Genomic DNA, 20331 nt, shown 5'->3' with positions numbered 1-20331 from the left:
GCCGGTTTGCACCGGCCCTTCTCATTTATCCACGCGGAACGCGTTACTTTCTGCGGTAGCTCTTCTGCGCGGTATTCACTTTCACCAGATAGCGGCGCGACTCGGCGGCCGGGTGCTTGGTGGTCAGCGTCTGGTACACGTCGCCCGGCTGCATGCCGTTGATGATGCCTACCGCGCGCGTTCTGTCGCTGGAGAACACCCGCAGCACGCTGCCTGCGCCGCCGTTGTAGGCGGTGATCACCGCATAGCGGCGCGAGGTCGGGTTCTGAATGCCGCCCAGGTAGTTGTTCTGCAGGATAGCCAGATAGGCGGTGCCGGTGTCGATGTTGTTCTCCGGATCGAACAGGTAGCTGCGGCTCGGGGTGCCCCATTTGCCGCGCATCTGGAACACATCCTTACCGGCGGTGTGCTGCACCACCTGCATCAGGCCCAGCGCGTCCGAACCGCTCACCGCATACGGGTTGAAGCTCGATTCGGTCTGCATGATCGCCAGGATCAGCGACTCGTCCACGCCGTATTTTTCCGACGCCTTGCGCACCATCGGCAGGTATTTGTGCGCACGTTTGTCCAGGTGGTTCGGCACCAGCTGGATGGTGACCGAGTAGATCACGTGCAGGCCGGAGGTGCGTTTTTGCAGCTTGGTCTGCAGCAGGTAATCGGCGAAGTGCGCCGCGCGCCATTCCCAGCGGATCGGCGCGCCCTTGTTATCCAGCACCTGGCCGTACAGGAACGGCTCTTTGCTGATCTGGATATCGTTGGCGTCGGAATAGAGATCGATGGACCCCGGATCGTCACCCATCAGCAGCGTGCTGATGATCGCCTGGCGCAGGTGCGCGGCCGGATCGGTGGTGGCGATGGTCTCGATGGTAATGGCGCCGGTGTCGAAGTTGATGTGGCTGCGGGTTTGGTACTGGTCGGTATATTTGACGTAGTCTTTCGGCCCGGCGATCAGAACTTCGTTCAGACCCCAGATGTTCTCGATGTTGTGGGCGAATTGGCCCATCAGAATGTCGAAGCCGTTGGTATCTTTAATCCAGGCTTCGTTGATTTCTTCACTTTTTTTGCCGGAACAGGAGATCAGCAAAGGCGCTATTACGAGCAAAGCTAAAATTTTCTTCATCTTAAAGCCGTTTGGAAGAAGTATAAGAGGATTGAAGCGGGCCAGCGCCTGGCCCCAACAGCGTTATTCGCTCGGCGGCGTATAGCCTTCGATGTGCACGTCGTGCCCTTCGAACAGGAACTTGATCATTTCCTCTTCCAGCAGCTTGCGGTCGTCCACGTTCATCATATTCAGCTTCTTCTCGTTGATCAGCATGGTCTGCTTCTTCATCCACTCGCCCCAGGCTTCCTTGGAGATCTCGTTGTAGATGCGCTTGCCGACGTCACCGGGATAAAGTTGGAAGTCCTGGCCTTCGGCGTCGCGCTGCAGGAAAGTACAAAAAATGGTGCGGCTCATGCTAATTCCTCATCGATGGCGCTATCGCCATATAAGTTTTGTTGGATCGGGGGCTGCTTCGCCAGCTGTTGCAACAGGCGATCCACCGGCGCTGCCAGCCCGACCGACGGCGGCTGCGCTAAGTTATACCAGAGACCTGCGCCCTCATCCATGCCGCTGCCCGCCGCGTCGAGCGACAGCCACATCGGCACGATATCGAGGTGGAAATGGCTGAACGTGTGGCGAAACGCGGTCAGCTGCTCCAGGCGCTTGCCTTTCAGACCGCGCTGCTGCAGCCAGAGTTCCAAATCCACGCGCGCGCTGAACTGCGGGAAGCAGAACAGGCCGCCCCACAGGCCCACCGCCGGGCGCTGCTCCAGCCACACCCGGTCGCCGTGCTGCAGCAATAAGAAGTAGGCGGTTTTTTCCGGCAGGGTCTGCTTGGGTTTCTTGCCGGGGTAGTTGGCCCAGCTGTGGTTGGCGTAAGACAGGCAGCCGACGTTGAGCGGGCAGAGTTCGCACTTGGGCTTGGAGCGAGTGCAGACCATGGCGCCCAGATCCATCATTGCCTGGTTGAACTGGCCGACGCCCTGCGCCGGGGTGACCTCTTCGCTGATTTTCCACAGCCGGTTTTCGACTTCTTTCTTGCCCGGCCAGCCCTCCACCGCGTAGCAGCGGGCCAGCACGCGCTTCACGTTGCCGTCGAGGATCGGATAGTGTTGGCCCAGCGCCAACGACAGCACCGCGCCGGCGGTAGAGCGGCCGACGCCCGGTAAATCGGCGATTTCTGCAAAGGTTGTCGGGAACTCGCCGCCGTGCTGTGCGACAATGGTCTGCGCCGCCTTGTGCAGGTTGCGGGCGCGGGCGTAATAGCCAAGGCCGGTCCACAGATGCAGCACTTCGTCGAGCGGGGCTTCCGCCAGCGCGCGCACGTTGGGAAAACGGGCCATAAAGCGCTGAAAATAAGGAATGACGGTGGCAACCTGGGTCTGTTGCAACATCACCTCGGAGAGCCATACTTGATAGGCGGTTTTTTCCAGCTGCCACGGCAGGGTCTTGCGACCGTAGCGCTGATACCAGTCAAGCACCACCTGTGCGAATTGTTGTGCTTGCATCATGAGCAGCGTCGTTATCCGGCAGAAAATGAAGCGAGATTGCAGCATAGAGTCATGGTGCTGTAAACCGGAACTTTCCGACGCCGCACGGCGGGTACAGAAGATGAACACTTGCTAAACCAATGTATCTTTGCATAATGCGCGTTTCCCTAATTGGCAGCCAAACAGACAGAAAGCACTATGATTAATGACGTCATCTCCCCGGAATTTGATGAGAACGGCCGCGCGATGCGCCGTATCCGCAGTTTTGTCCGCCGCCAGGGGCGGCTGACCAAAGGCCAGCAGCACGCGCTGGAGAACTATTGGCCGGTGATGGGCGTGGAGTATCAGGCTGACGCTGTCGATCTCACCGCGTTGTTCGGCCGCGACGCGCCGACGGTGCTGGAGATCGGTTTTGGCATGGGTGCCTCGCTGGTGACCATGGCGGGCAACAACCCGCAGCAGAACTTTTTAGGGATCGAAGTGCACTCGCCGGGCGTGGGCGCCTGCCTGTCCGACGCCCACGAGGCGAAGCTGAGCAACCTGCGCGTGATGTGCCACGACGCGGTTGAGGTGCTGGAAAACATGATCCCGGACGGCTCGCTGGATATGGTGCAGCTGTTCTTCCCCGATCCGTGGCACAAGGCGCGCCACAACAAGCGCCGCATCGTGCAAACGCCGTTTGTCGAACTGGTGCTGCGCAAGCTGAAGACCGGCGGCGTCTTCCACATGGCCACCGATTGGCAACCTTATGCGGAACATATGTTAGAGGTTATGAACGGGGTCGCAGGCTACCGTAATCTTTCCAGCGATAATGATTACGTGCCGCGTCCGGATTCGCGCCCACTGACGAAATTTGAATTACGCGGCCAGCGCCTGGGACATGGCGTTTGGGACTTGATGTTTGAGAGGAAAGAATAATGGCTAAGAACCGCAGTCGTCGTTTACGTAAAAAGTTGCACATTGAAGAATTTCAGGAGCTGGGTTTCTCCGTAGCCTGGCGCTTCGCCGAAGGCACGTCGGTGGAAGACATCGACAGCACGCTGGATACCTTCATCGATGAAGTGATCGAGCCGAACGGCCTGGCGTTTGACGGTAGCGGCTACCTGCAGTGGGAAGGTCTGATCTGCCTGCAGAAGATCGGCCACTGCACCGACGAGCAGCGCCAGCTGGTGAAAAACTGGCTGGAAGCGCGCAAACTGACCGACGTTAAGGTCAGCGATCTGTTCGATATCTGGTGGGATTGATCGCGCTTGCCCGATGAGCGCGGCTTCGCGCCGCGCCGTTTTATTGATCTAAGGTGCCTTAACGGCGCCTTTGTTTTGCCCGGAGTGTGACCGAGGTGGTAACAACATTGGATAACGCGTTGCTGGAGGAAATCCTGCAACAGGTGCGCCCGCTGATTGGCCAGGGGAAAGTGGCCGACTACATCCCGGCGTTGGCGGAAGTGCCCGCCGATCGGCTGGCGATCGCCGTCTGCACGGTGGACGGCGAACTGTTCCAGGCCGGCGACGCCGCGGAGCGCTTCTCCATTCAGTCGATCTCCAAAGTGCTGAGCCTGACGCTGGCGCTGACGCGCTATCAGGAGCCTGAGATCTGGCGGCGCGTCGGCAAAGAGCCTTCCGGCCTGCCGTTCAACTCGCTGCTGCAGCTGGAGATGGAGCAGGGCAAACCGCGCAATCCGTTTATCAACCCCGGCGCGCTGGTGGTGTGCGACATGCTGCAAACCCGGCTCAGCGCCCCCAAACAGCGCATGCTGGAGGTGGTGCGCCAGCTGGCCGGCGAAGACGACCTGGCCTATGACCTGCGGGTGGCGCGCTCCGAGTTCGAACACTCCGATCGCAATGCGGCCATCGCCTATCTGATGAAGTCGTTCGGCAACTTCGAGAACGACGTGATCACCGTGCTGCAAACCTATTTCCACTACTGTGCGCTGCGCATGAGCTGCGTGGAGCTGGCGCGCAGCTTCGTCTATCTGGCCAATCACGGCCGCGATCTCAACGGCGAGACGGTGATCAGCCCGCTGCAGGCCCGGCAGATCAACGCCCTGATGATGACCAGCGGCATGTACGACGGCGCCGGCGAATTCGCCTATCGGGTGGGGATGCCGGGCAAGTCCGGCGTGGGCGGCGGCATCGTGGCCATTGTGCCGGGCGAGCTGTCGATCGTCGTCTGGTCGCCGGAGCTGGATGCTTCCGGCAACTCGCTGGCGGGAACTGCGGCGCTGGAACTGTTGTCTCAACGTATCGGTCGTTCGATTTTTTAATCCCAATCTGGATGGGAGTCAGGAGAAGCTATGTTGAAGAAAACCGGGTTAGCCTTACTGCTGCTGGCGGCGACTGCCGCGCAGGCCCACGCCGAGTACCAATGCAGCGTTAAACCCCAGGACGATGTGATCATCAGCCCGCAGAGCGTGCAGGTGAAAGGCGCCAGCGGCGACCTGCAAATTTCGCCGGATGGTGACGTGATCCGCAACGGTCAGGCGCTGAGCCTGAGCGACAGCCAGCGGCAGAAAGCCTTCAGTTACCAGAGCGCGCTGCGCAAGCAGCTGCCGTGGATCGACGACGGCGCGCAGAAACACCTGGAGAAAGCCCGCTCGGCGCTGGATAAGGTGATCGTCAAAGAGCTGGGCAGCAACAGCAACGTGCGCAACCGGCTGACCACCCTCAACGGCCAGCTGAAACAGCAGATGAACCGCATCATCGAGCACCGCAGCGACGGCCTGACCTTCCACCACAAGGCGATTGACCAGGTGGAACAGGATGGCCGCAACATCGTGCAGCAGAGCATGGGCGGCGTGCTGCAGGACAGCCTGAACGAGATGGGCGTCAAACAGGCTGCCAACAGCGGCGGCAACCCGCTGCAGGCGATCATGGGCAACCTGGGCGGCTTGCAGAAGGCGATCCAGAACGAGTGGAACAACCAGGAGCAGGACTTCCAGAACTTCGGTCACGACGTTTGCAACCGCGTCACCGCACTGGAAACCCAGCGCAAGGATCTGCTGAAGGCGTTGAAGTGATTTAAGAACCTTCTCGGCAGTATGTTTTTTGACCTTCTTAAGCTTATCTGACAGACTGGTCAAACTACGTACAGATTTATGGATGTTTACGGAGGACGCTATGAGCCATACACGTTACGAAACCGATGTTGTTGCCTGGGCAAATGAACAGGCCGCTCTTTTGCGCTCCGGAAAATTGTCTGAGATCGATATTGAAAAGATCGCCGAGGAGATTGAGGACGTGGGGAAGAGCGAGCAAAGGGAACTTGCTAGCCGGATGACGGTGCTGATTGCACATTTGCTTAAATGGAAATATCAGCCGGCCAGGCGCGGAACCAGCTGGGAGAAAACGATTAAAGCGCAGCGCAAAGAGGTGCTTTACAGCTTGAAAGAGTCGCCCAGCCTAAAAGGTAAACTGAGCGATGCTGATTGGCTGGATGTCGTCTGGTCGAAGGCCGTTGCGCTCGCTACGGCCGAAACTGGGCTGGATGTATATCCGGAAAACGGCATCTGGGAAACTCAGCAGATTCTGTCTCAGACGTTTTACCCGGATTAACACCAATAAAAAAGCGCTGATTATTCAGCGCTTTTTTTTACTCGTCGTCCGCCAGGAACAGTTCCAGCAGCGAGTTGAGGAACAGTTTGCCCTTCTCGGTGATTTGCCAGTGCTCTGCGGTTTCTTCCAGATAGCCTTTGGCCAGCGCTTCGTCCAGCTGCGGGCGAATGACGCTTTCCGCCAACCCGGTGTAGTTGACGAAGTCGGCGCGCGGCGCAGCTTCCAGCAGGCGGAAGCGGTTCATGAAGAATTCGAACGGCCGATCCGCCGCCGCCACCTCATGCTGCTTGTCCATGTAGTCGCCGCGCATAAAGCCGCGCGGGTGCTTGGTCTTGGCGGTGCGCAGGATGCGCCCGTCGCTGAAGGTCACCTTGCCGTGCGCGCCGCAGCCGATCCCCAGATAGTCGCCGAAGCGCCAGTAGTTGAGGTTGTGCTGGCATTGGTAGCCCGGTTTGGCATAGGCCGAAGTTTCATACTGCTGATAGCCGGCGGCGCTCAGCAGCTGGTGGCCGCGCTCGAAGATGTCCCACAGCGCGTCGTCGTCCGGCAAAACCGGCGGGCGCGAGCTGAACAGGGTGTTCGGCTCGATGGTCAGCTGATACCACGACAGGTGCGGCGGGTTCAGGGCAATAGCCTGGCGCAGATCGTCCAGCGCCTCTTCCAGCGACTGATTCGGCAGGCCGTGCATCAGATCGAGGTTGAAGCTGCGTAGGCCGAGGCCGGTCGCCAGCGTTGCCGCGCGCTTGGCCTCTTCCGGGCCGTGGATGCGCCCTAAGCGGGTCAGCTTCTCGGCGCTGAAGCTTTGCACCCCGATGGAGATGCGGTTGACGCCGGCGCGCTGGTAGCCGCTGAAGCGATCGGCCTCCACGGTGCCGGGGTTGGCCTCCATGGTGATTTCGGCGTCGTCGGCGACGCGAATGCGCGCCCGCACGCCGTCCAGCAAGGCTTGCATCGCCTCTGCGCTCAGCAGGCTGGGGGTGCCGCCGCCGATGAAGATGGTGCTTATCTCCCGGCCGCCGGCCAGCGGCAGATCGGCATCCAGATCCGCCAACAGATGATCGACGTACTCCTGATGCGGCACGTCACCCTTCAGCGCATGGGAGTTGAAGTCGCAGTACGGGCATTTCTGCACGCACCACGGGATGTGAATGTAGAGACTCAGCGGGGGCAGCTTAAGCATTGCGCATGGCTTCCAACATCAGCGTCAGCGCCTTGCCGCGGTGCGAAATCGCCCGCTTCTCGTCGCGGCTCAGCTCGGCGGCGGTGCGGCCCAGCTCCGGCACGTAGAAGACAGGATCGTAACCGAAGCCGCCTTCGCCGGCGGCCTGCTCGGTGATCTCACCGGCCCAGCTGCCGTGGAACACCAGCGGCGTCGGATCTTCTGCATGGCGCAGATAGACCAGCACGCAGTGGAATTGCGCGCCGCGCCGGCCCGGCGCTACGCCTTTCAGCGCCGCCAGCAGCTTGTCGAGGTTCTGCCGATCGTCGGCGTCTTCACCGGCATAGCGTGCGGAGTAGATGCCCGGCGCGCCGCCCAGCGCGTCGACCGCCAGGCCGGAGTCGTCGGCGATCGCCGGCAGGCCGGTGACCCGTGCCGCATGGCGCGCTTTCAGAATGGCGTTTTCGATAAACGTCAGCCCGGTTTCTTCGGCGGATTCCACGCCGAGATCGGTTTGCGCGACCACGTCCAGGCCGAAATCGGCCAACAGGTCGGCAAGTTCGCGCACTTTGCCCGGGTTACCGGTGGCAAGAACGACTTTTTGCATAATGACTACCTTGAAAATTATTCGATGAGCGCCGCGACCACGGCGGGGATCTGTTGCGGATTCACGATGCGTAACTGTTTATGCCGCCCCAGTTCGCCTTTCTCGATGGTGACGCTGCTTTTCGCCACTTTGAACTGCTTGGCGATAAACTTGATCAAATGGGCGTTGGCTTGGCCGTCGACCGGCGGGGCGGTGATGGCGACTTTCAGTTCGTCGCCATGCAAGCCGATAATTTGGTCACGGCTGGCTTTCGGCTGAATATATAGCCTGATCGCCAGCCCGTCCAGCACCGGAGTGACTGCACTCACAGCAGGAACCAGATCTCGCCGAACAGATCCATGCCCAGGTAGTTGATCAAATAGAGGATCAGGATCACCACCATGGCGGAAAAGTCGATGCCGCCCATCGCCGGGATGATGCGACGGATCGGCGCCATCAAGGGTTCGGTCAGCTGGTACATCACGTAGTCGATCGGGCTGCGGCCCTGACTGATCCAGCTCATCAGCGCACGAATGATCATCACCCAGAAGATCAGGTAGCCAGCAGACTTCACCAGCGAGATTAGGCCGAACAGCAGGTTATAGGGGCTGAGCGACATCGCGCCGCCCTGGATCAGCAGTAGCAGCGGGTACTTGATGGTCATCAGCAGGAACGCCAGCAGCAGCGAAGCGCTGTCGATAGGCCCCAGCGACGGGATGATGCGGCGCAATGGGCCGACGATCGGCTGGGTGATCTTCACCACAAACTGCGAGAACGGGTTGTAAAAATCGGTGCGCGCCCACTGCATCCAAATGCGCAGCAACAGCACCATCACGTACAGATCAACAACGGTCTTGACCAGGAAAGTCAGCGTTAGCATGAAGTGGTCCTTCTCCTTAACTCGCGGTTATTTAAAATAATTTTTCCATCTCTTGCGCACGGGAAACGGCGGCCTGCATCGCTTGCGCCACGGTTTCCGGCAGTTGGCGTTCGTTGAACACCCGCAGCGCTTCGGCGGTGGTGCCGCCTTTGGAGGTCACCTGCTCGCGCAGCGTGCCCAGCGGCGTATCCGGGTTGGCTTCCACCAGCGCGGCGGCGCCGGAAGCGGCCTGCTGCACCAGATCGCGCGCGGTCTGGCTGTCGAAGCCCATGCGTTCGGCCTCTTTTTGCATCGCCTCCATAAACAGGAAGAAATAGGCCGGGGCGCTGCCCGCGGCGGCGATCACGCCGTTGATGCCATTTTCGTCATCGACCCAGCAAACTTTACCGACCGACGCCATTAAATCGCCGGTGTAGTCGCGATCCTGCCGGCTGACCTGCTCCGGTGCGTACAGCCCGCTCATGCCCTTGCCGACCAGCGACGGGGTGTTGGGCATGATGCGCACGATGTTCAGCTTGTCGCCGAGCAGCTGATAGAAACGGCTGACCTGAATACCGGCGGCGATCGACAGCACCAGCTTGCCTCTGAAATCGACCTGCTCGCGCAGCGGCTGGCAAACGTCGGCCATCAGCTGCGGTTTGACCGCCAGCACCACCACGTCGGCCGCGCGCGCGCAGGCGACGTTGTCGCCGCTGCTGACGATGCCGTAGTCCGCCGCCAGCGCGTCACGGTTTTTCGCCGAAGGGGCGCAGACGCTGATGGATTTGGCTGGATAGCCGCCCGCCACCAGGCCGGCGATGATTGCACGCGCCATGTTGCCGGCGCCGATAAAGGTAATCTTGCGATGTTGCATCAAATCCCTCGTCTGTTTGTCAGGCCTGCGAGTAGTCGCGGGCGCCAAAAATTGCGGTGCCGATGCGCACCAGGGTGCTGCCAGCGGCGATCGCCGCCGCCATGTCGTCCGTCATGCCCATCGACAGCGTATCGGCCTGCGGATAACGCTGGCGCAGGGCGAGAAAGGCATCGTTCATCCGGCTGAATACCGCCAGCTGCCGCTGGTAATCCGCTTCCGGCGCCGGGATGGCCATCAGGCCGCGCAGCGTCAGGTTCGGCAGCGCGGCGATCGCTTCGGCCAACGCCGGCAGCTCGGCCAGCGCGATGCCGGATTTACTCTGCTCATCGCTGATGTTGATTTGAATCAGCACGTTGAGCGGCGGCATACCGGCCGGGCGCTGATCGCTCAGGCGCTGGGCGATGCGCAGCCGATCTACGGTATGGCACCAGGCGAAGTGTTCCGCCACCAGCCGACTCTTATTGGATTGCAGCGGGCCGATAAAGTGCCACACCAACTCGCCGCTCTGCGGCGACTCGGCGAAATGCCGGATCTTGTCTACCCCTTCCTGCACGTAGTTCTCGCCGAAGGCGCGCTGGCCGGCGGCGATGGCTTCTTCGATCGCCGCCACAGGTTTGGTTTTGCTGACTGCAAGCAGGGCAACTTCTTCTGGCGCCCGCGCGCAGTTTTGCGCGGCGGCCGCGATGCGGTTTCTGACATCCTGCAGGTTCTGTTGGATAGTGCTCATTATTGACCCGGGAGAGTGATATGGATATCGATGAATTCGTGGCCCTTAGTGTAAAGCATAATGCTTCCGATCTGCACCTTTGTGCCGGTCATCCGCCGATGTTGCGCATCGACGGTGAACTGCAGCCGCTGGCGGCGGCGCCAACGCTGACGGCGCAAGGCGTGCAGGCCCTCTGCGACGGATTGCTGAGTGCGCAGCAGCGCGAGAGCCTGCGGCGGCTGGGGCAGATCGATCTGGCGCTGCACAGGCCGGGTGGGGAGCGGCTGCGAGCCAACGTTTTTCAGCAACGCGCGGGGATGTCTCTCGCATTGCGGCGCATCGCCGGGCAGGCGCCTTCGCTTGCCGAGCTGGCGGCGCCGGCCATCGTCCCGGCACTGCTGCGGCGCGACGACGGGCTTCTCCTGGTCACCGGCGCCACCGGCAGCGGCAAGTCCACCACGCTGGCGGCGATGATTGACGAGATCAACCGGCACCAGCCGCGGCACATTTTAACGCTGGAAGATCCGATCGAATTCCTGCACCGCAGTCGGCGATCGCTGATTCAGCAGCGGGAGATCGGCCGCGACAGTCACAGCTTCGATACGGCGTTGCGCGCTGCGTTGCGCGAAGATCCGGATGTGATCCTGCTGGGCGAGCTGCGCGATGTCGCCACCATTCGGCTGGCGCTCACCGCGGCGGAGACCGGCCATCTGGTGCTGGCGACGCTGCACACCCGCAGCGCGCCGCAGGCGGTGGAACGGCTGGTGGACGTGTTTCCGGCGGAAGAGAAACACTATGTGCGCGCCCAGCTGGCCGGCAGCCTGCAGGCGGTGATCGCGCAAAAGCTGATGCGGCGGCCCGGCGGCGGGCGAGTGGCGATCTTTGAGGTGCTGACGGCGACGGCGGCGGTCAGCAACCTGATCCGCGAAGGGAAAACCCATCAGTTGGCGAGCGTGTTGCAAACCGGCGCGCAGTCCGGCATGCAAACCTTTGAGCAAGGTTTGCAGCAGCGGATCGACGCCGGCGTGTTGGGGGATTGTGTTGGCGAAGGGGCGGGGAGTTAACCCAGCTGCCGTTCGAACCAGCTTTCGAGGATCACCACCGCAGAGGCGGAATCCACGCTGCCTTTGTCGAGCGCGCGGAAGCCGCCGCGATCGAACAGGTTGGCGCGCGCTTCCACGGTGCTCAGGCGCTCGTCATGCAGATCGATCTGGATGCCGAAGCGGCCGTGCAGGCGGTTGGCGAACTTGCGCGCCTGGGCGGTCACCGGTTGTTCGGTGCCATCCATGTTCAGCGGCAGGCCGACCACCACCAGATCCGGCTGCCACTCCTTCAGCAGCTTTTCGATTTTCAGCCAGTCCGGCGAGCCGTCCTGCGCTTTGAAGGCCGGCAGGGCGCGGGCGCTGCCGGTCAACTCCTGGCCGACGGCCGCGCCGATGCTTTTGGTGCCGAAGTCGAAGGCGATAATGGTGCGGTTGCTCATCAGGCGTGTCCTGCGTGGTTGGCGATGCTGCGAATGTCGATACCCAGAAGGTTCCCCGCCTCGCGCCAACGGCTGGCGATCGGCGTGCGGAACAGAATGTCGGTGTTGGCCTCGATGGTCAGCCAGGCGTTCTCCAACACCTCCTGCTCCAGCTGGCCCTTTTCCCAACCCGCATAACCCAGCGCCACCAGCACGTCGTCCGGCTGTTCCGGGGTGCCGAGCGTTTCCAGCACGTCTTTCGAGGTGGTGATCATGGTGTTGGGGGAAATTTGAATGCTGGCACCGAAGCCGTGGCGCGGCGTATGCAGGATAAATCCGCGATCGTCCGCCAGCGGGCCGCCGGCGAACACCGGCTTGTCCAGGCTGATGGCCGGATCGCGCGCAGGCGGCATGATCTTCAGCTTGCTCAGTACCGTGGCTACCGTGAACTGCTCCACCGGTTTATTGATCACCAAACCCATGGCGCCTTCTTCGTTGTGCTCGCAGACGTAAATCACCGAGCGCTTGAAGCGAGGATCCTGCAGGGTGGGCATGGCGATCAGAAAATGGTGCTGTAAATTCATGGCGTTAGTATAAGGTAATCAATGGGTGAGAAAATAAACAGCCGCCAGTATGCGGCTATACCCGCCGCCTTTCAAGCCGCGTGCAAAGGCGTGCTTTGGCGGGCGCGATGCAGGATAGCGGGCGGCAGGCCGCCCGCATGGCGCATTACTTCGCCGCCAGGCGCTTTTCAATCGCGTCCATCAGCATGCCGGTAATCGAGATCGGGAATGCCGCCTCAATTTCGCGCGCGCAGGTTGGGCTGGTCACGTTGATTTCGGTCAGGCGATCGCCGATCACGTCCAAGCCGACGAAGATCAGCCCTTTCTCTTTCAGCGTCGGCGCGACGGCGCGGGCGATTTTCCAGTCGCTCTCGCTCAGCGGACGCGCTTCGCCGCGGCCGCCGGCCGCCAGGTTGCCACGGGTTTCGCCCTGCGCCGGAATGCGCGCCAGGCAGTAAGGCACCGGCTCGCCGTCGACGACCAGAATGCGTTTGTCGCCGTCCTTGATCGCCGGCAGGAAGTTCTGCGCCATGCAGAAACGGCTGCCGTGTTCGGTCAGGGTTTCGATGATCACCGACAGGTTAGGATCGTCCTGCTTCACGCGGAAGATAGACGCGCCGCCCATGCCGTCCAGCGGCTTCAGGATGACGTCGCCGTGCTGCTGGTGGAATTTGCGGATGTGCGCGGCGCTGCGGCTAACCAGCGTGTCCGGCGTCAGTTCCGGGAACCAGGCGGTGAACAGCTTCTCGTTGCAGTCGCGCAGGCTTTGCGGCTTGTTGACCACCAGCGTGCCTTTGACTTCGGCGCGCTCCAGAATGTAGGTCGCGTAGATGTATTCGGTATCGAACGGCGGATCCTTGCGCATCAGGATCACGTCCAGATCGTGCAGCGCCAGATCCTGCTCGCTGCCGAAGCTGAACCAGTTCTCCTTGTCTTCCTTCACGCTCAGCAGGCGGGTGCGGGCGCGCCCGTCACCGGCGTGTAGATAGAGATCGTTCATCTCCATGTAGTGCAATTCGTAACCGCGGCGCTGCGCTTCGAGCAGCATGGCGAAGCTGGTGTCTTTCTTGATGTTGATGGAATCGATAGGGTCCATCACGATGCCGAGCTTAATCATCTTTTCTCCTTTAACCCAGGTCGCCGAAGCGGACCTGCAGAGCGGTAATGGCGGTGAGCGCTGTGGTTTCGGTACGCAGCACGCGTGGCCCCAGCAGAATATCAGTAAATCCGTGGTTGGTGGTCATGGCGATTTCGTCGGCGGACAAACCGCCTTCCGGGCCGATCAGCAGGCGGACGCGGTCTACCGGCTGCGGCAGCGTGTTGATGCTGTGGCTGGCGCGCGGATGCAGGTTGAGCTTCAGGCTGCCGTCCTGCTCGGCGCACCAGGCTTCCAGCGACATCGCCTCGCGGATTTCGGGAATGCGGTTACGGCCGCACTGTTCGCAGGCGGCGATGGCGATCTTTTGCCATTGCTGGATTTTCTTCGCCAGACGCTCGCCGTCCAGTTTGACGCCGCAGCGCTCGGAAAACAGCGGGGTAATGACGTTGACGCCCAGCTCGATGGACTTCTGAATGGTGAACTCCATCTTCTCGCCGCGCGAGATCACCTGGCCCAGATGCAGGTTGAGCGGCGATTCGATGTCATCCACGCGGCCGTCGCCGAGGCGCACCAGCACGCTCTTTTTGTCCACCCGAACTATCTCGGCGTCGAACACCTGGTTGCTGCCGTCGAACAGCTGCAGCGCCTGGCCGGCGCTCATGCGCAGCACGCGGCCGACGTGGTTGGCGGCGTCCTCGCTCAGGGCGATCTCCGCCCGATCGGTCAACGGCTGCGGATGGTAAATGCGGGGTATGCGCATGGGTAGTCTGATCCTGACGAAACGGCGCCGCGGGTTGGCGGCGCCATGAAAGATAAAGGCTATAGTAGGTTAGCTTTTCCGCTGCTGACAAGCCTGTTGAATATAGGGGTTGTGGTTGCCCTGCACCTTGGCGATACGTGCTTCACGCTGACATTCCCATTGGCTCACCGGATATTGCCGGTTCCACACCTCGAACAGCTGGGTTTGCTGGCGTGACAGCCGCAGCTGGTAGCGATCGCGCATGTAGAAGTAGGTGCGGGCAATGGCGCCGCGGGCGCGGGCGGGCGGCTCCGCCTGTTTATTCTTGAAGTCCACCTTCATCGGGCATTGCCCGTATTGGCCTTCACCGCCGTTCCATTGGCTGTACATGAAGTTATTGCGGTCGCCGTTCACTTCGCCGATCGCCGGCTGCAGGTTGTGCAGATCGGTTTCTATCTGGCGATAGGTGGCGTCTTTGTTGCAGTTCTTGCGCCCGCCGTCCTGCCAGCACTGCAGCTGGTGGCCGAACTGCCAGGCCGGCACCACGTGTTCCCACTCGATACGCTGCGCGCGTTGGGCGTTTTTACGCACCTGATAGCCACAGCCGGCGAGATCCGGGATGCCCTTCTTGCCTTGCCAGTCGATGCGGCAGCCGCAGTAAAAACTGCCCGGCGCATCCTGGTTAATCTTGGCCGCCGCCGCCTTGGCCTGAGAAAAATTATTGATGCCGTGCGCCTGTACGGCGCCTGCGGCGAAAACCGCCATAAACAAAATTCTGCGAAGCATATTCCAAAACAGCTCAAAATTGGAAAAGCAGGCAGGGTAACGGAACTTGCCGGCAGTGGCAAATGGCGATATTTGCTTGTTTTAACGTATAAATCGTTTAACTAAATGTTCTCGCTAGCAAGAAATTTCAGTTTTTCGCCGCACCGGCGGCAGCGGTATTCGCTTTCGCCGCGCAGCACGCGGTTATGGCGGCGAATGGTGAGCTGGTGCTGTCCGCAGCCGCAGCGGTAGGGGAAGGTTTTGCTTTGCACCGAGGCGGTTTCGAAACGGTGAGTGCGGCTGGCGGGGGTCAGCAGTACGCTTTCCATCATCCAGCGCCATTCGCGGCCGTGCGGCGCCACCCGGCCGAATTGGCGAAACACCAGCAGGTGCGCCAGCTCGTGCGGCACCACTTCATCGATAAACGGCTGTTGGTTTTCCAGCAGCAGCACCGGGTTCAGACGGATTTCCCAGCTTTGCAGCCAGGCGGTGCCCGCGCTGGTGCCGCGTTGCTGATAGACGATGCTGGGTTCGGGGAACTCGACGGCAAAATGCTGGCGTGCCAACTGCAGCTTTTCTCGCAGGCAGCGCATCACCGCTTGTTGCAGCGCGATGGGGATTCTTGGTTTGTTCATTGCGGCCTAGCTTAAGCAATGGCGCGGCGGCTGACAATATGCCCCGGCCTAAATCCGCATCCGACGCTTTCTTGGCGCTGTGCGCCGGTTTTTCGCCACATTGATAAGACGATCGCCGCCGATGGATTGTAATCAATGTGTTAACTGCGGGATAATAAAGCGTGCATGATGAGCCTGTACCCGCAGTTCTCACCGAGCAAGGTTGAAACGCCGCCTGTGGTAATCCCTTACGCAAAGAGCGGTTATTTTGCGATTTGGCGCAATAACTGACTGATTAAAAATACGTAAGGTGGAGGCAGTTTTTTGACAAGGCGCCGAGCCGTGCGCCGCAAGTGTGAATTTAACGCAGCTGATGTTGCAAGTGAGAGATCAATGTCGAATAAACCGTTCCACTATCAAGATCCGTTCCCGCTGAAGAAAGACGATACCGAATACTACCTGCTGAGCCGCGACCACGTTTCCGTGAGCGAATTTGAAGGCCAGGAAATTCTGAAAGTTGCCCCTGAAGCGTTAACCCTGCTTGCCCAGCATGCGTTCCACGACGCCTCGTTCATGCTGCGCCCGGCGCACCAGCAGCAGGTGGCCGATATCCTCGACGATCCGGACGCCAGCGAAAACGACAAGTACGTTGCGCTGCAATTTCTGCGTAACTCAGAAATCGCCGCCAAGGGTATTTTACCGACCTGCCAGGACACCGGCACGGCGATCATCGTCGGCAAAAAGGGCCAGCGCGTCTGGACCGGCGGCGGCGATGAAGCGGCGTTGTCGCGCGGGGTGTACAACACCTACATCGAAGAGAACCTGCGCTATTCGCAGAACGCCGCGCTGGATATGTATAAAGAGGTCAATACCGGCAGCAACCTGCCGGCGCAGATCGATCTCTACAGCGTGGACGGCGAAGAGTACAAGTTCCTGTGCATCGCCAAGGGCGGCGGTTCCGCCAACAAAACCTATCTGTATCAGGAAACCAAGGCGCTGCTGTCGCCGGGCAAACTGAAAAACTACCTGGTCGACAAGATGCGCACGTTGGGCACCGCGGCTTGCCCGCCGTACCACGTGGCGTTCGTCATCGGCGGCACCTCGGCGGAAGCGACGCTGAAAACCGTCAAGCTGGCCTCGACCAAGTATTACGATGGCCTGCCGACCGAAGGCAACGAGCATGGCCAGGCGTTCCGCGATCTGGAACTCGAAGCGGAACTGCTGCAAGAAGCGCAGAACCTGGGTCTGGGCGCGCAGTTCGGCGGCAAATACTTCGCGCACGATATCCGCGTGGTGCGCCTGCCGCGCCACGGCGCGTCCTGCCCGGTCGGCATGGGCGTCTCCTGCTCGGCGGACCGCAACATCAAAGGCAAGATCAACCGCGACGGCATCTGGCTGGAAAAACTGGAGCACAATCCGGGTAAATTCATTCCTCAGGAACTGCGTCAGGCCGGGGAAGGCGAGGCGATCAAAGTCGATCTCAACCGCCCGATGGCCGAGATCCTTAAACAGCTGTCGCAGTACCCGGTTTCCACCCGCCTGTCGCTGAGCGGCACCATCATCGTCGGCCGCGATATCGCGCACGCCAAGCTGAAAGAGCGTCTGGATCGCGGTGAAGGCCTGCCGCAGTACGTCAAGGATCACCCGATCTACTACGCCGGCCCGGCCAAAACGCCGGAGGGCTACGCGTCCGGTTCGTTGGGGCCAACCACCGCCGGGCGTATGGACTCTTACGTCGATCTGCTGCAATCCCACGGCGGCAGCATGATCATGCTGGCGAAAGGCAACCGCAGCCAGCAGGTGACGGATGCCTGCCACAAGCACGGCGGCTTCTATCTCGGCAGCATCGGCGGCCCGGCGGCGGTGCTGGCGCAGCAGAGCATCAAGAGCCTGGAGTGCGTGGAGTATCCTGAGCTGGGTATGGAAGCGATCTGGAAAATCGAAGTGGAGGATTTCCCGGCGTTTATCCTGGTGGATGACAAAGGCAATGACTTCTTCCAGAAGATCCAGGCCGGTCAATGCTCCAGCTGCCTGAAATAAGCGCGGCCCCCTTCGCCGCCTGCGGGCGGTGAAGGGGAGTGTGTAAAGTCCTGTAGCTTGCTGGACGTCGAGTTTTAACCTGTATACCCTACGCGGATAGCACTAAAATTCGACTAATGGAATATCGGCAACAGAAGGTTCGGCAAGCACATGGGTACGCAGGAAAGTCATATCAAGGAATTGCTGGTCTGGATTGAAGATAACCTGACCAATCCGCTGTCGTTGGATATCGTTTCCGCCAAGTCAGGCTATACGAAATGGTACCTGCAGCGCATGTTCAAGAAGCAGACCGGATTGTCGTTAGCCTCGTACATCCGCGCTCGCCGCCTCTACCTCGCCGCTTTCGCCTTGCGTTTCACGCAGAAGAGCATTCTCGATATCTCGGTCGAATACCAATTCGATAACCAGCAGACGTTCTCGCGCTGTTTCAAGAAACACTTCGCCGAATCGCCCAGCGTGTATCGCCATGCCCGCAAGCAGGACTTCAGCAATCTGGTGCGTTCGCTGGCGGCCAGCCAGCCCGGCGATATTCAGGTTGAACGCGTCAGCATCGCCCGGGGGCAATACGCCTTTCACGGCAAGCGGTACGCTTATCACCTGGATATCGAGAAGCTGGACAAGTCGCACCTGCCGCAGCGCAGCGCGCTGCGGGGGCAATTCTACACCTTGTTGGGCGAGCGCCCGACGCAAACCTATTCGTTTACCCAGCTGGTACCGGACGGCGAACGGGTCAGGGTCGATTATACCCTGGGCGTGACGACGGAATACCCGCTGCGCGAAGGCGTGGTGCTGGAGCCGCTGCCGGAGATCCACGGCGAGTTTTGCCGTTTTCGCTATTCCGGCAAGCCGGTGGCGCTCAACGACCACATCATTCAGATCTACACGCAGGTGTTGCCCGAAATGGGGCTGGCCCGCGGTGACGGGCCGGACATTACGGTGTTCAGCTATTCGCTGAGCGGGAAAGAGGAACTGCATCTGGAGCTGCAGCATCTGGTGCCGGTGGTGCCGCTGCATTGATCCCGTCGGCGGCCGGCAGCCGGTTTTTTTGCTGCACGATCGCCGCCATCACCGCCAGGGCGATCTCCGCCGGGGTTTTGCTGCCCAGCGGCAGGCCGATCGGCGCATGGATGCGTTCCAGCTCCTGCGGCGTAAATTCGGCAATCTGCTGCAAACGCTGGCGCCGCCGCGCGCTGTTTCTGAGCGATCCCATGGCCCCGATGTAAAACGCCGGGGTGTGGATCGCTTCCATCAGCGTCAGGTCGTCCATGCGCGGATCGTGGGTCAGCGCCACGACGGCGGTATTGGCGTGGCATCCCCCTTCTTCAATAAATTTGGCCGGAAACTGGCGCAGCAACGTCACGCCCGGTTTCAGCTCGGCGGCAAAGTTATCCAGCACCTCCGGGCGGTTCTCGCACACCAGCACCTCAAACCCCAGCGCCACGGCGAAATCGGCGCAGTACAGCGCCACGCTGGACAGCCCGGCGATCAGCAGGCGCGGCGCGGCCGCGATGTGCAGGGTGATCTGCTCGAGCCGGCGTTCGACCTGCGTGGCGCTGGTGAAGTGGCTTTTCTCGAGGCTGTGGCAGGCGTTGGGCAGCGTCAGGCGTTTGATCAACGCGTGATGCCCTTCCAGCGCGCCGGCGATGCGTTGCAGGTAAGCGATGCTGTCTTCACCCGCCGGCAGGTATTCGATCAGCACGTCCAGCACGCCGCCGCAGGGCAGCGCCACGTTGGGCGTCATGCCGCCTTCGCCGTAACGGATAACCTGGCTGGCCGCCTGATACTCCCCGGCGGCCACGCGGCGCAAAAAATCCTCCTCCACACAGCCGCCCGACAGCGAACCGCTGTAGCGGCCGTCGCGGGTCGCCGCCATCAGCGCGCCCGGCGACCGCGGCGAAGAGCCGTAGGTACTGAGCACGGTGCATAACCAGACCGGCTGTTGCTGCAGCCAGCTTATCGCCTGGCTGACCACGGTGACATCAAGATGTTGCATAGGTGAATTTACTCGCTGGCCGGGAGTTGCGATGGAAGATCAATATCCTGCACGACGCCGGGGTGCTCAAGCGGCAGCAGGTGCACTGCCGCGCCTTGCAGCAGTTCACGCGCGCCATTATCGCCGCGCAGTTGGCAAAGGGGTTTGCGCAATAGGGCGGAAAAGCCGACCGGGTGGCCGGGCTGTTGCGCATAGCAGGGGCGCACGATCGTGTGCTGCCGTAAGGCATCCGCCACCTGCCGGAAAACCTCGGCGCCGACGAACGGCATATCGGCCAGGTGGATCAGCCAGCCCTGCCAGTGCGGCGTGGCGGCAACGCCCGCGGCGATCGAGTCGCCGAGGCCCGAACTGGCGAGCAGGGTGACCGGCACCTGATTGGCGGCGCAGGCTGCCAGCACCGGCAGATTATCCGGCCGGGTCACCACCTGTACCGGCAGGCCGGAAGCCAATGCCTGGCGCAGGGTGTGTTCGAACAGCGATCGCCGCTCGCCCGCCGCGTCGGTAAATCCGGCGTTCAATTTGTTGCCCTGGCCGCCGGCCTGAATAAAGCGCTCCCCGCGTCCGGCGGCGGTAATGACAATGCCCGTGGTCATGGTTGAAGTCCGCGTTTGCGCAAATTATTTATTAGCATACAAACTACCTGTGTTTTGCAAATGTTTTTTTGTTGAAAACAGCCTGTTAATCATCACATAATTTTAGTTATAAGCATATGCTTATGACGTCTACGGCAAGGTCGTCAGCGTTTGCGCAACAACATCGCGAACAAAAACCAATTACAAGAAAGACGTG

25 protein-coding genes are annotated in these 20331 nt (G+C 60.8%); 8 read left to right on the top strand and 17 right to left on the bottom strand.

From position 1 onward, the window contains the following. Window positions 1-43: 43 nt before the first annotated feature. The 3 genes from mltC to mutY all read right to left on the bottom strand — a co-directional run bounded on the left by mltC (window position 44) and on the right by mutY (window position 2553). Entirely contained in the window at window positions 44-1120 is a 1077-nt protein-coding gene (gene mltC, locus EKL15_RS11175; RefSeq protein WP_004937402.1) for a membrane-bound lytic murein transglycosylase MltC, read from the bottom strand. Between the two features lie 63 nt (window positions 1121-1183). Then, window positions 1184-1456, bottom strand: coding sequence for an oxidative damage protection protein (locus tag EKL15_RS11170; protein WP_004937404.1), 273 nt, complete (start codon window positions 1454-1456; stop codon window positions 1184-1186). Beyond that, the gene (gene mutY / locus EKL15_RS11165; RefSeq protein ID WP_004937408.1) at window positions 1453-2553 is read right to left on the bottom strand and encodes an A/G-specific adenine glycosylase; all 1101 of its coding nucleotides are present in this window, start codon (window positions 2551-2553) and stop codon (window positions 1453-1455) included. Before mutY ends, EKL15_RS11170 begins: the two co-directional genes overlap by 4 nt. A gap of 177 nt (window positions 2554-2730) precedes the next feature. Here mutY and trmB point away from each other — a divergent pair, with 177 nt between their 5' ends. From trmB to EKL15_RS11140, 5 genes are all read left to right on the top strand, one after another. After that, on the top strand, window positions 2731-3450 hold the full coding sequence (gene trmB / locus EKL15_RS11160) for a tRNA (guanosine(46)-N7)-methyltransferase TrmB (RefSeq protein ID WP_100397084.1): 720 nt from the start codon (window positions 2731-2733) through the stop codon (window positions 3448-3450). Further along, window positions 3450-3776 (top strand): YggL family protein, encoded by a 327-nt coding sequence (locus EKL15_RS11155; RefSeq protein WP_100397085.1) that lies wholly within the window; start codon window positions 3450-3452, stop codon window positions 3774-3776. Before trmB ends, EKL15_RS11155 begins: the two co-directional genes overlap by 1 nt. A 95-nt stretch (window positions 3777-3871) precedes the next feature. Further along, window positions 3872-4795: a glutaminase B gene (glsB, locus tag EKL15_RS11150; RefSeq protein ID WP_033649631.1), complete on the top strand. Its 924-nt coding sequence runs from the start codon at window positions 3872-3874 to the stop codon at window positions 4793-4795. 30 nt (window positions 4796-4825) lie between these two features. Beyond that, the gene (locus tag EKL15_RS11145; protein WP_100397086.1) at window positions 4826-5548 is read left to right on the top strand and encodes a DUF2884 domain-containing protein; all 723 of its coding nucleotides are present in this window, start codon (window positions 4826-4828) and stop codon (window positions 5546-5548) included. 100 nt (window positions 5549-5648) lie between these two features. After that, complete coding sequence (locus EKL15_RS11140) at window positions 5649-6083, top strand: DUF29 domain-containing protein (protein ID WP_100397087.1); 435 nt, start codon at window positions 5649-5651, stop codon at window positions 6081-6083. Between the two features lie 37 nt (window positions 6084-6120). Here EKL15_RS11140 and hemW read toward each other — a convergent pair whose 3' ends face one another. The 6 genes from hemW to EKL15_RS11110 are packed head-to-tail and all read right to left on the bottom strand — an operon-like array spanning window position 6121 to window position 10288. Further along, window positions 6121-7263, bottom strand: coding sequence for a radical SAM family heme chaperone HemW (gene hemW, locus EKL15_RS11135; RefSeq protein ID WP_084827142.1), 1143 nt, complete (start codon window positions 7261-7263; stop codon window positions 6121-6123). Further along, window positions 7256-7849: an XTP/dITP diphosphatase gene (locus EKL15_RS11130; protein WP_100397088.1), complete on the bottom strand. Its 594-nt coding sequence runs from the start codon at window positions 7847-7849 to the stop codon at window positions 7256-7258. The genes hemW and EKL15_RS11130 overlap by 8 nt, the downstream gene beginning before the upstream one ends. A 17-nt stretch (window positions 7850-7866) precedes the next feature. Further along, the gene (gene yggU, locus EKL15_RS11125) at window positions 7867-8157 is read right to left on the bottom strand and encodes a DUF167 family protein YggU (protein ID WP_033649585.1); all 291 of its coding nucleotides are present in this window, start codon (window positions 8155-8157) and stop codon (window positions 7867-7869) included. Beyond that, window positions 8154-8708, bottom strand: a complete 555-nt coding sequence (locus EKL15_RS11120) for a YggT family protein (protein WP_100397089.1) — start codon at window positions 8706-8708, stop codon at window positions 8154-8156. Before EKL15_RS11120 ends, yggU begins: the two co-directional genes overlap by 4 nt. A gap of 31 nt (window positions 8709-8739) precedes the next feature. Beyond that, entirely contained in the window at window positions 8740-9561 is an 822-nt protein-coding gene (proC, locus tag EKL15_RS11115; protein WP_060422650.1) for a pyrroline-5-carboxylate reductase, read from the bottom strand. Between the two features lie 19 nt (window positions 9562-9580). Continuing rightward, the gene (locus EKL15_RS11110) at window positions 9581-10288 is read right to left on the bottom strand and encodes a YggS family pyridoxal phosphate-dependent enzyme (RefSeq protein WP_060422654.1); all 708 of its coding nucleotides are present in this window, start codon (window positions 10286-10288) and stop codon (window positions 9581-9583) included. A gap of 20 nt (window positions 10289-10308) precedes the next feature. Between EKL15_RS11110 and EKL15_RS11105 the strand changes: the two genes are divergently transcribed. Next, complete coding sequence (locus EKL15_RS11105) at window positions 10309-11331, top strand: type IV pilus twitching motility protein PilT (protein WP_100397090.1); 1023 nt, start codon at window positions 10309-10311, stop codon at window positions 11329-11331. Here EKL15_RS11105 and ruvX read toward each other — a convergent pair. The 6 genes from ruvX to EKL15_RS11075 all read right to left on the bottom strand — a co-directional run bounded on the left by ruvX (window position 11328) and on the right by EKL15_RS11075 (window position 15530). Continuing rightward, window positions 11328-11750, bottom strand: coding sequence for a Holliday junction resolvase RuvX (ruvX, locus tag EKL15_RS11100; protein ID WP_015379046.1), 423 nt, complete (start codon window positions 11748-11750; stop codon window positions 11328-11330). The two genes, EKL15_RS11105 and ruvX, sit on opposite strands and share 4 nt — an antisense overlap. Then, the gene (locus EKL15_RS11095; RefSeq protein ID WP_033635940.1) at window positions 11750-12313 is read right to left on the bottom strand and encodes a YqgE/AlgH family protein; all 564 of its coding nucleotides are present in this window, start codon (window positions 12311-12313) and stop codon (window positions 11750-11752) included. Before EKL15_RS11095 ends, ruvX begins: the two co-directional genes overlap by 1 nt. Window positions 12314-12458: 145 nt before the next feature. Continuing rightward, window positions 12459-13409: a glutathione synthase gene (gshB, locus tag EKL15_RS11090; protein ID WP_047729854.1), complete on the bottom strand. Its 951-nt coding sequence runs from the start codon at window positions 13407-13409 to the stop codon at window positions 12459-12461. Between the two features lie 10 nt (window positions 13410-13419). Continuing rightward, window positions 13420-14151, bottom strand: coding sequence for a 16S rRNA (uracil(1498)-N(3))-methyltransferase (gene rsmE, locus EKL15_RS11085; protein ID WP_033635938.1), 732 nt, complete (start codon window positions 14149-14151; stop codon window positions 13420-13422). Between the two features lie 69 nt (window positions 14152-14220). Next, window positions 14221-14916: a deoxyribonuclease I gene (gene endA, locus EKL15_RS11080; RefSeq protein WP_038879275.1), complete on the bottom strand. Its 696-nt coding sequence runs from the start codon at window positions 14914-14916 to the stop codon at window positions 14221-14223. A gap of 101 nt (window positions 14917-15017) precedes the next feature. Further along, window positions 15018-15530 (bottom strand): SprT family zinc-dependent metalloprotease, encoded by a 513-nt coding sequence (locus tag EKL15_RS11075; protein WP_100397091.1) that lies wholly within the window; start codon window positions 15528-15530, stop codon window positions 15018-15020. A 372-nt stretch (window positions 15531-15902) separates the two neighbouring features. On the opposite strand from EKL15_RS11075, the gene fumA reads away from it, so the two are divergent. Both fumA and EKL15_RS11065 read left to right on the top strand, forming a co-directional pair. After that, window positions 15903-17549 (top strand): class I fumarate hydratase FumA, encoded by a 1647-nt coding sequence (gene fumA, locus EKL15_RS11070; protein WP_033635936.1) that lies wholly within the window; start codon window positions 15903-15905, stop codon window positions 17547-17549. Window positions 17550-17699: 150 nt separating this feature from the next. Continuing rightward, window positions 17700-18566 (top strand): helix-turn-helix domain-containing protein, encoded by an 867-nt coding sequence (locus tag EKL15_RS11065; RefSeq protein ID WP_048234664.1) that lies wholly within the window; start codon window positions 17700-17702, stop codon window positions 18564-18566. On the opposite strand, the gene EKL15_RS11060 is transcribed toward EKL15_RS11065, so the two are convergent. Together EKL15_RS11060 and EKL15_RS11055 are read right to left on the bottom strand one after the other, a co-directional pair. Further along, on the bottom strand, window positions 18490-19542 hold the full coding sequence (locus EKL15_RS11060) for an XdhC family protein (RefSeq protein WP_100397093.1): 1053 nt from the start codon (window positions 19540-19542) through the stop codon (window positions 18490-18492). The two genes, EKL15_RS11065 and EKL15_RS11060, sit on opposite strands and share 77 nt — an antisense overlap. A gap of 8 nt (window positions 19543-19550) precedes the next feature. After that, complete coding sequence (locus EKL15_RS11055; RefSeq protein ID WP_084827150.1) at window positions 19551-20135, bottom strand: NTP transferase domain-containing protein; 585 nt, start codon at window positions 20133-20135, stop codon at window positions 19551-19553. Window positions 20136-20331 lie beyond the last annotated feature (196 nt).

This window comes from Serratia sp. 4542, assembly GCF_016805595.1.
GTDB lineage: Bacteria > Pseudomonadota > Gammaproteobacteria > Enterobacterales > Enterobacteriaceae > Serratia > Serratia nevei.
Note: the sequence above shows the minus strand (reverse complement) of the source record. Positions and strands in the feature narration are given on the sequence as shown.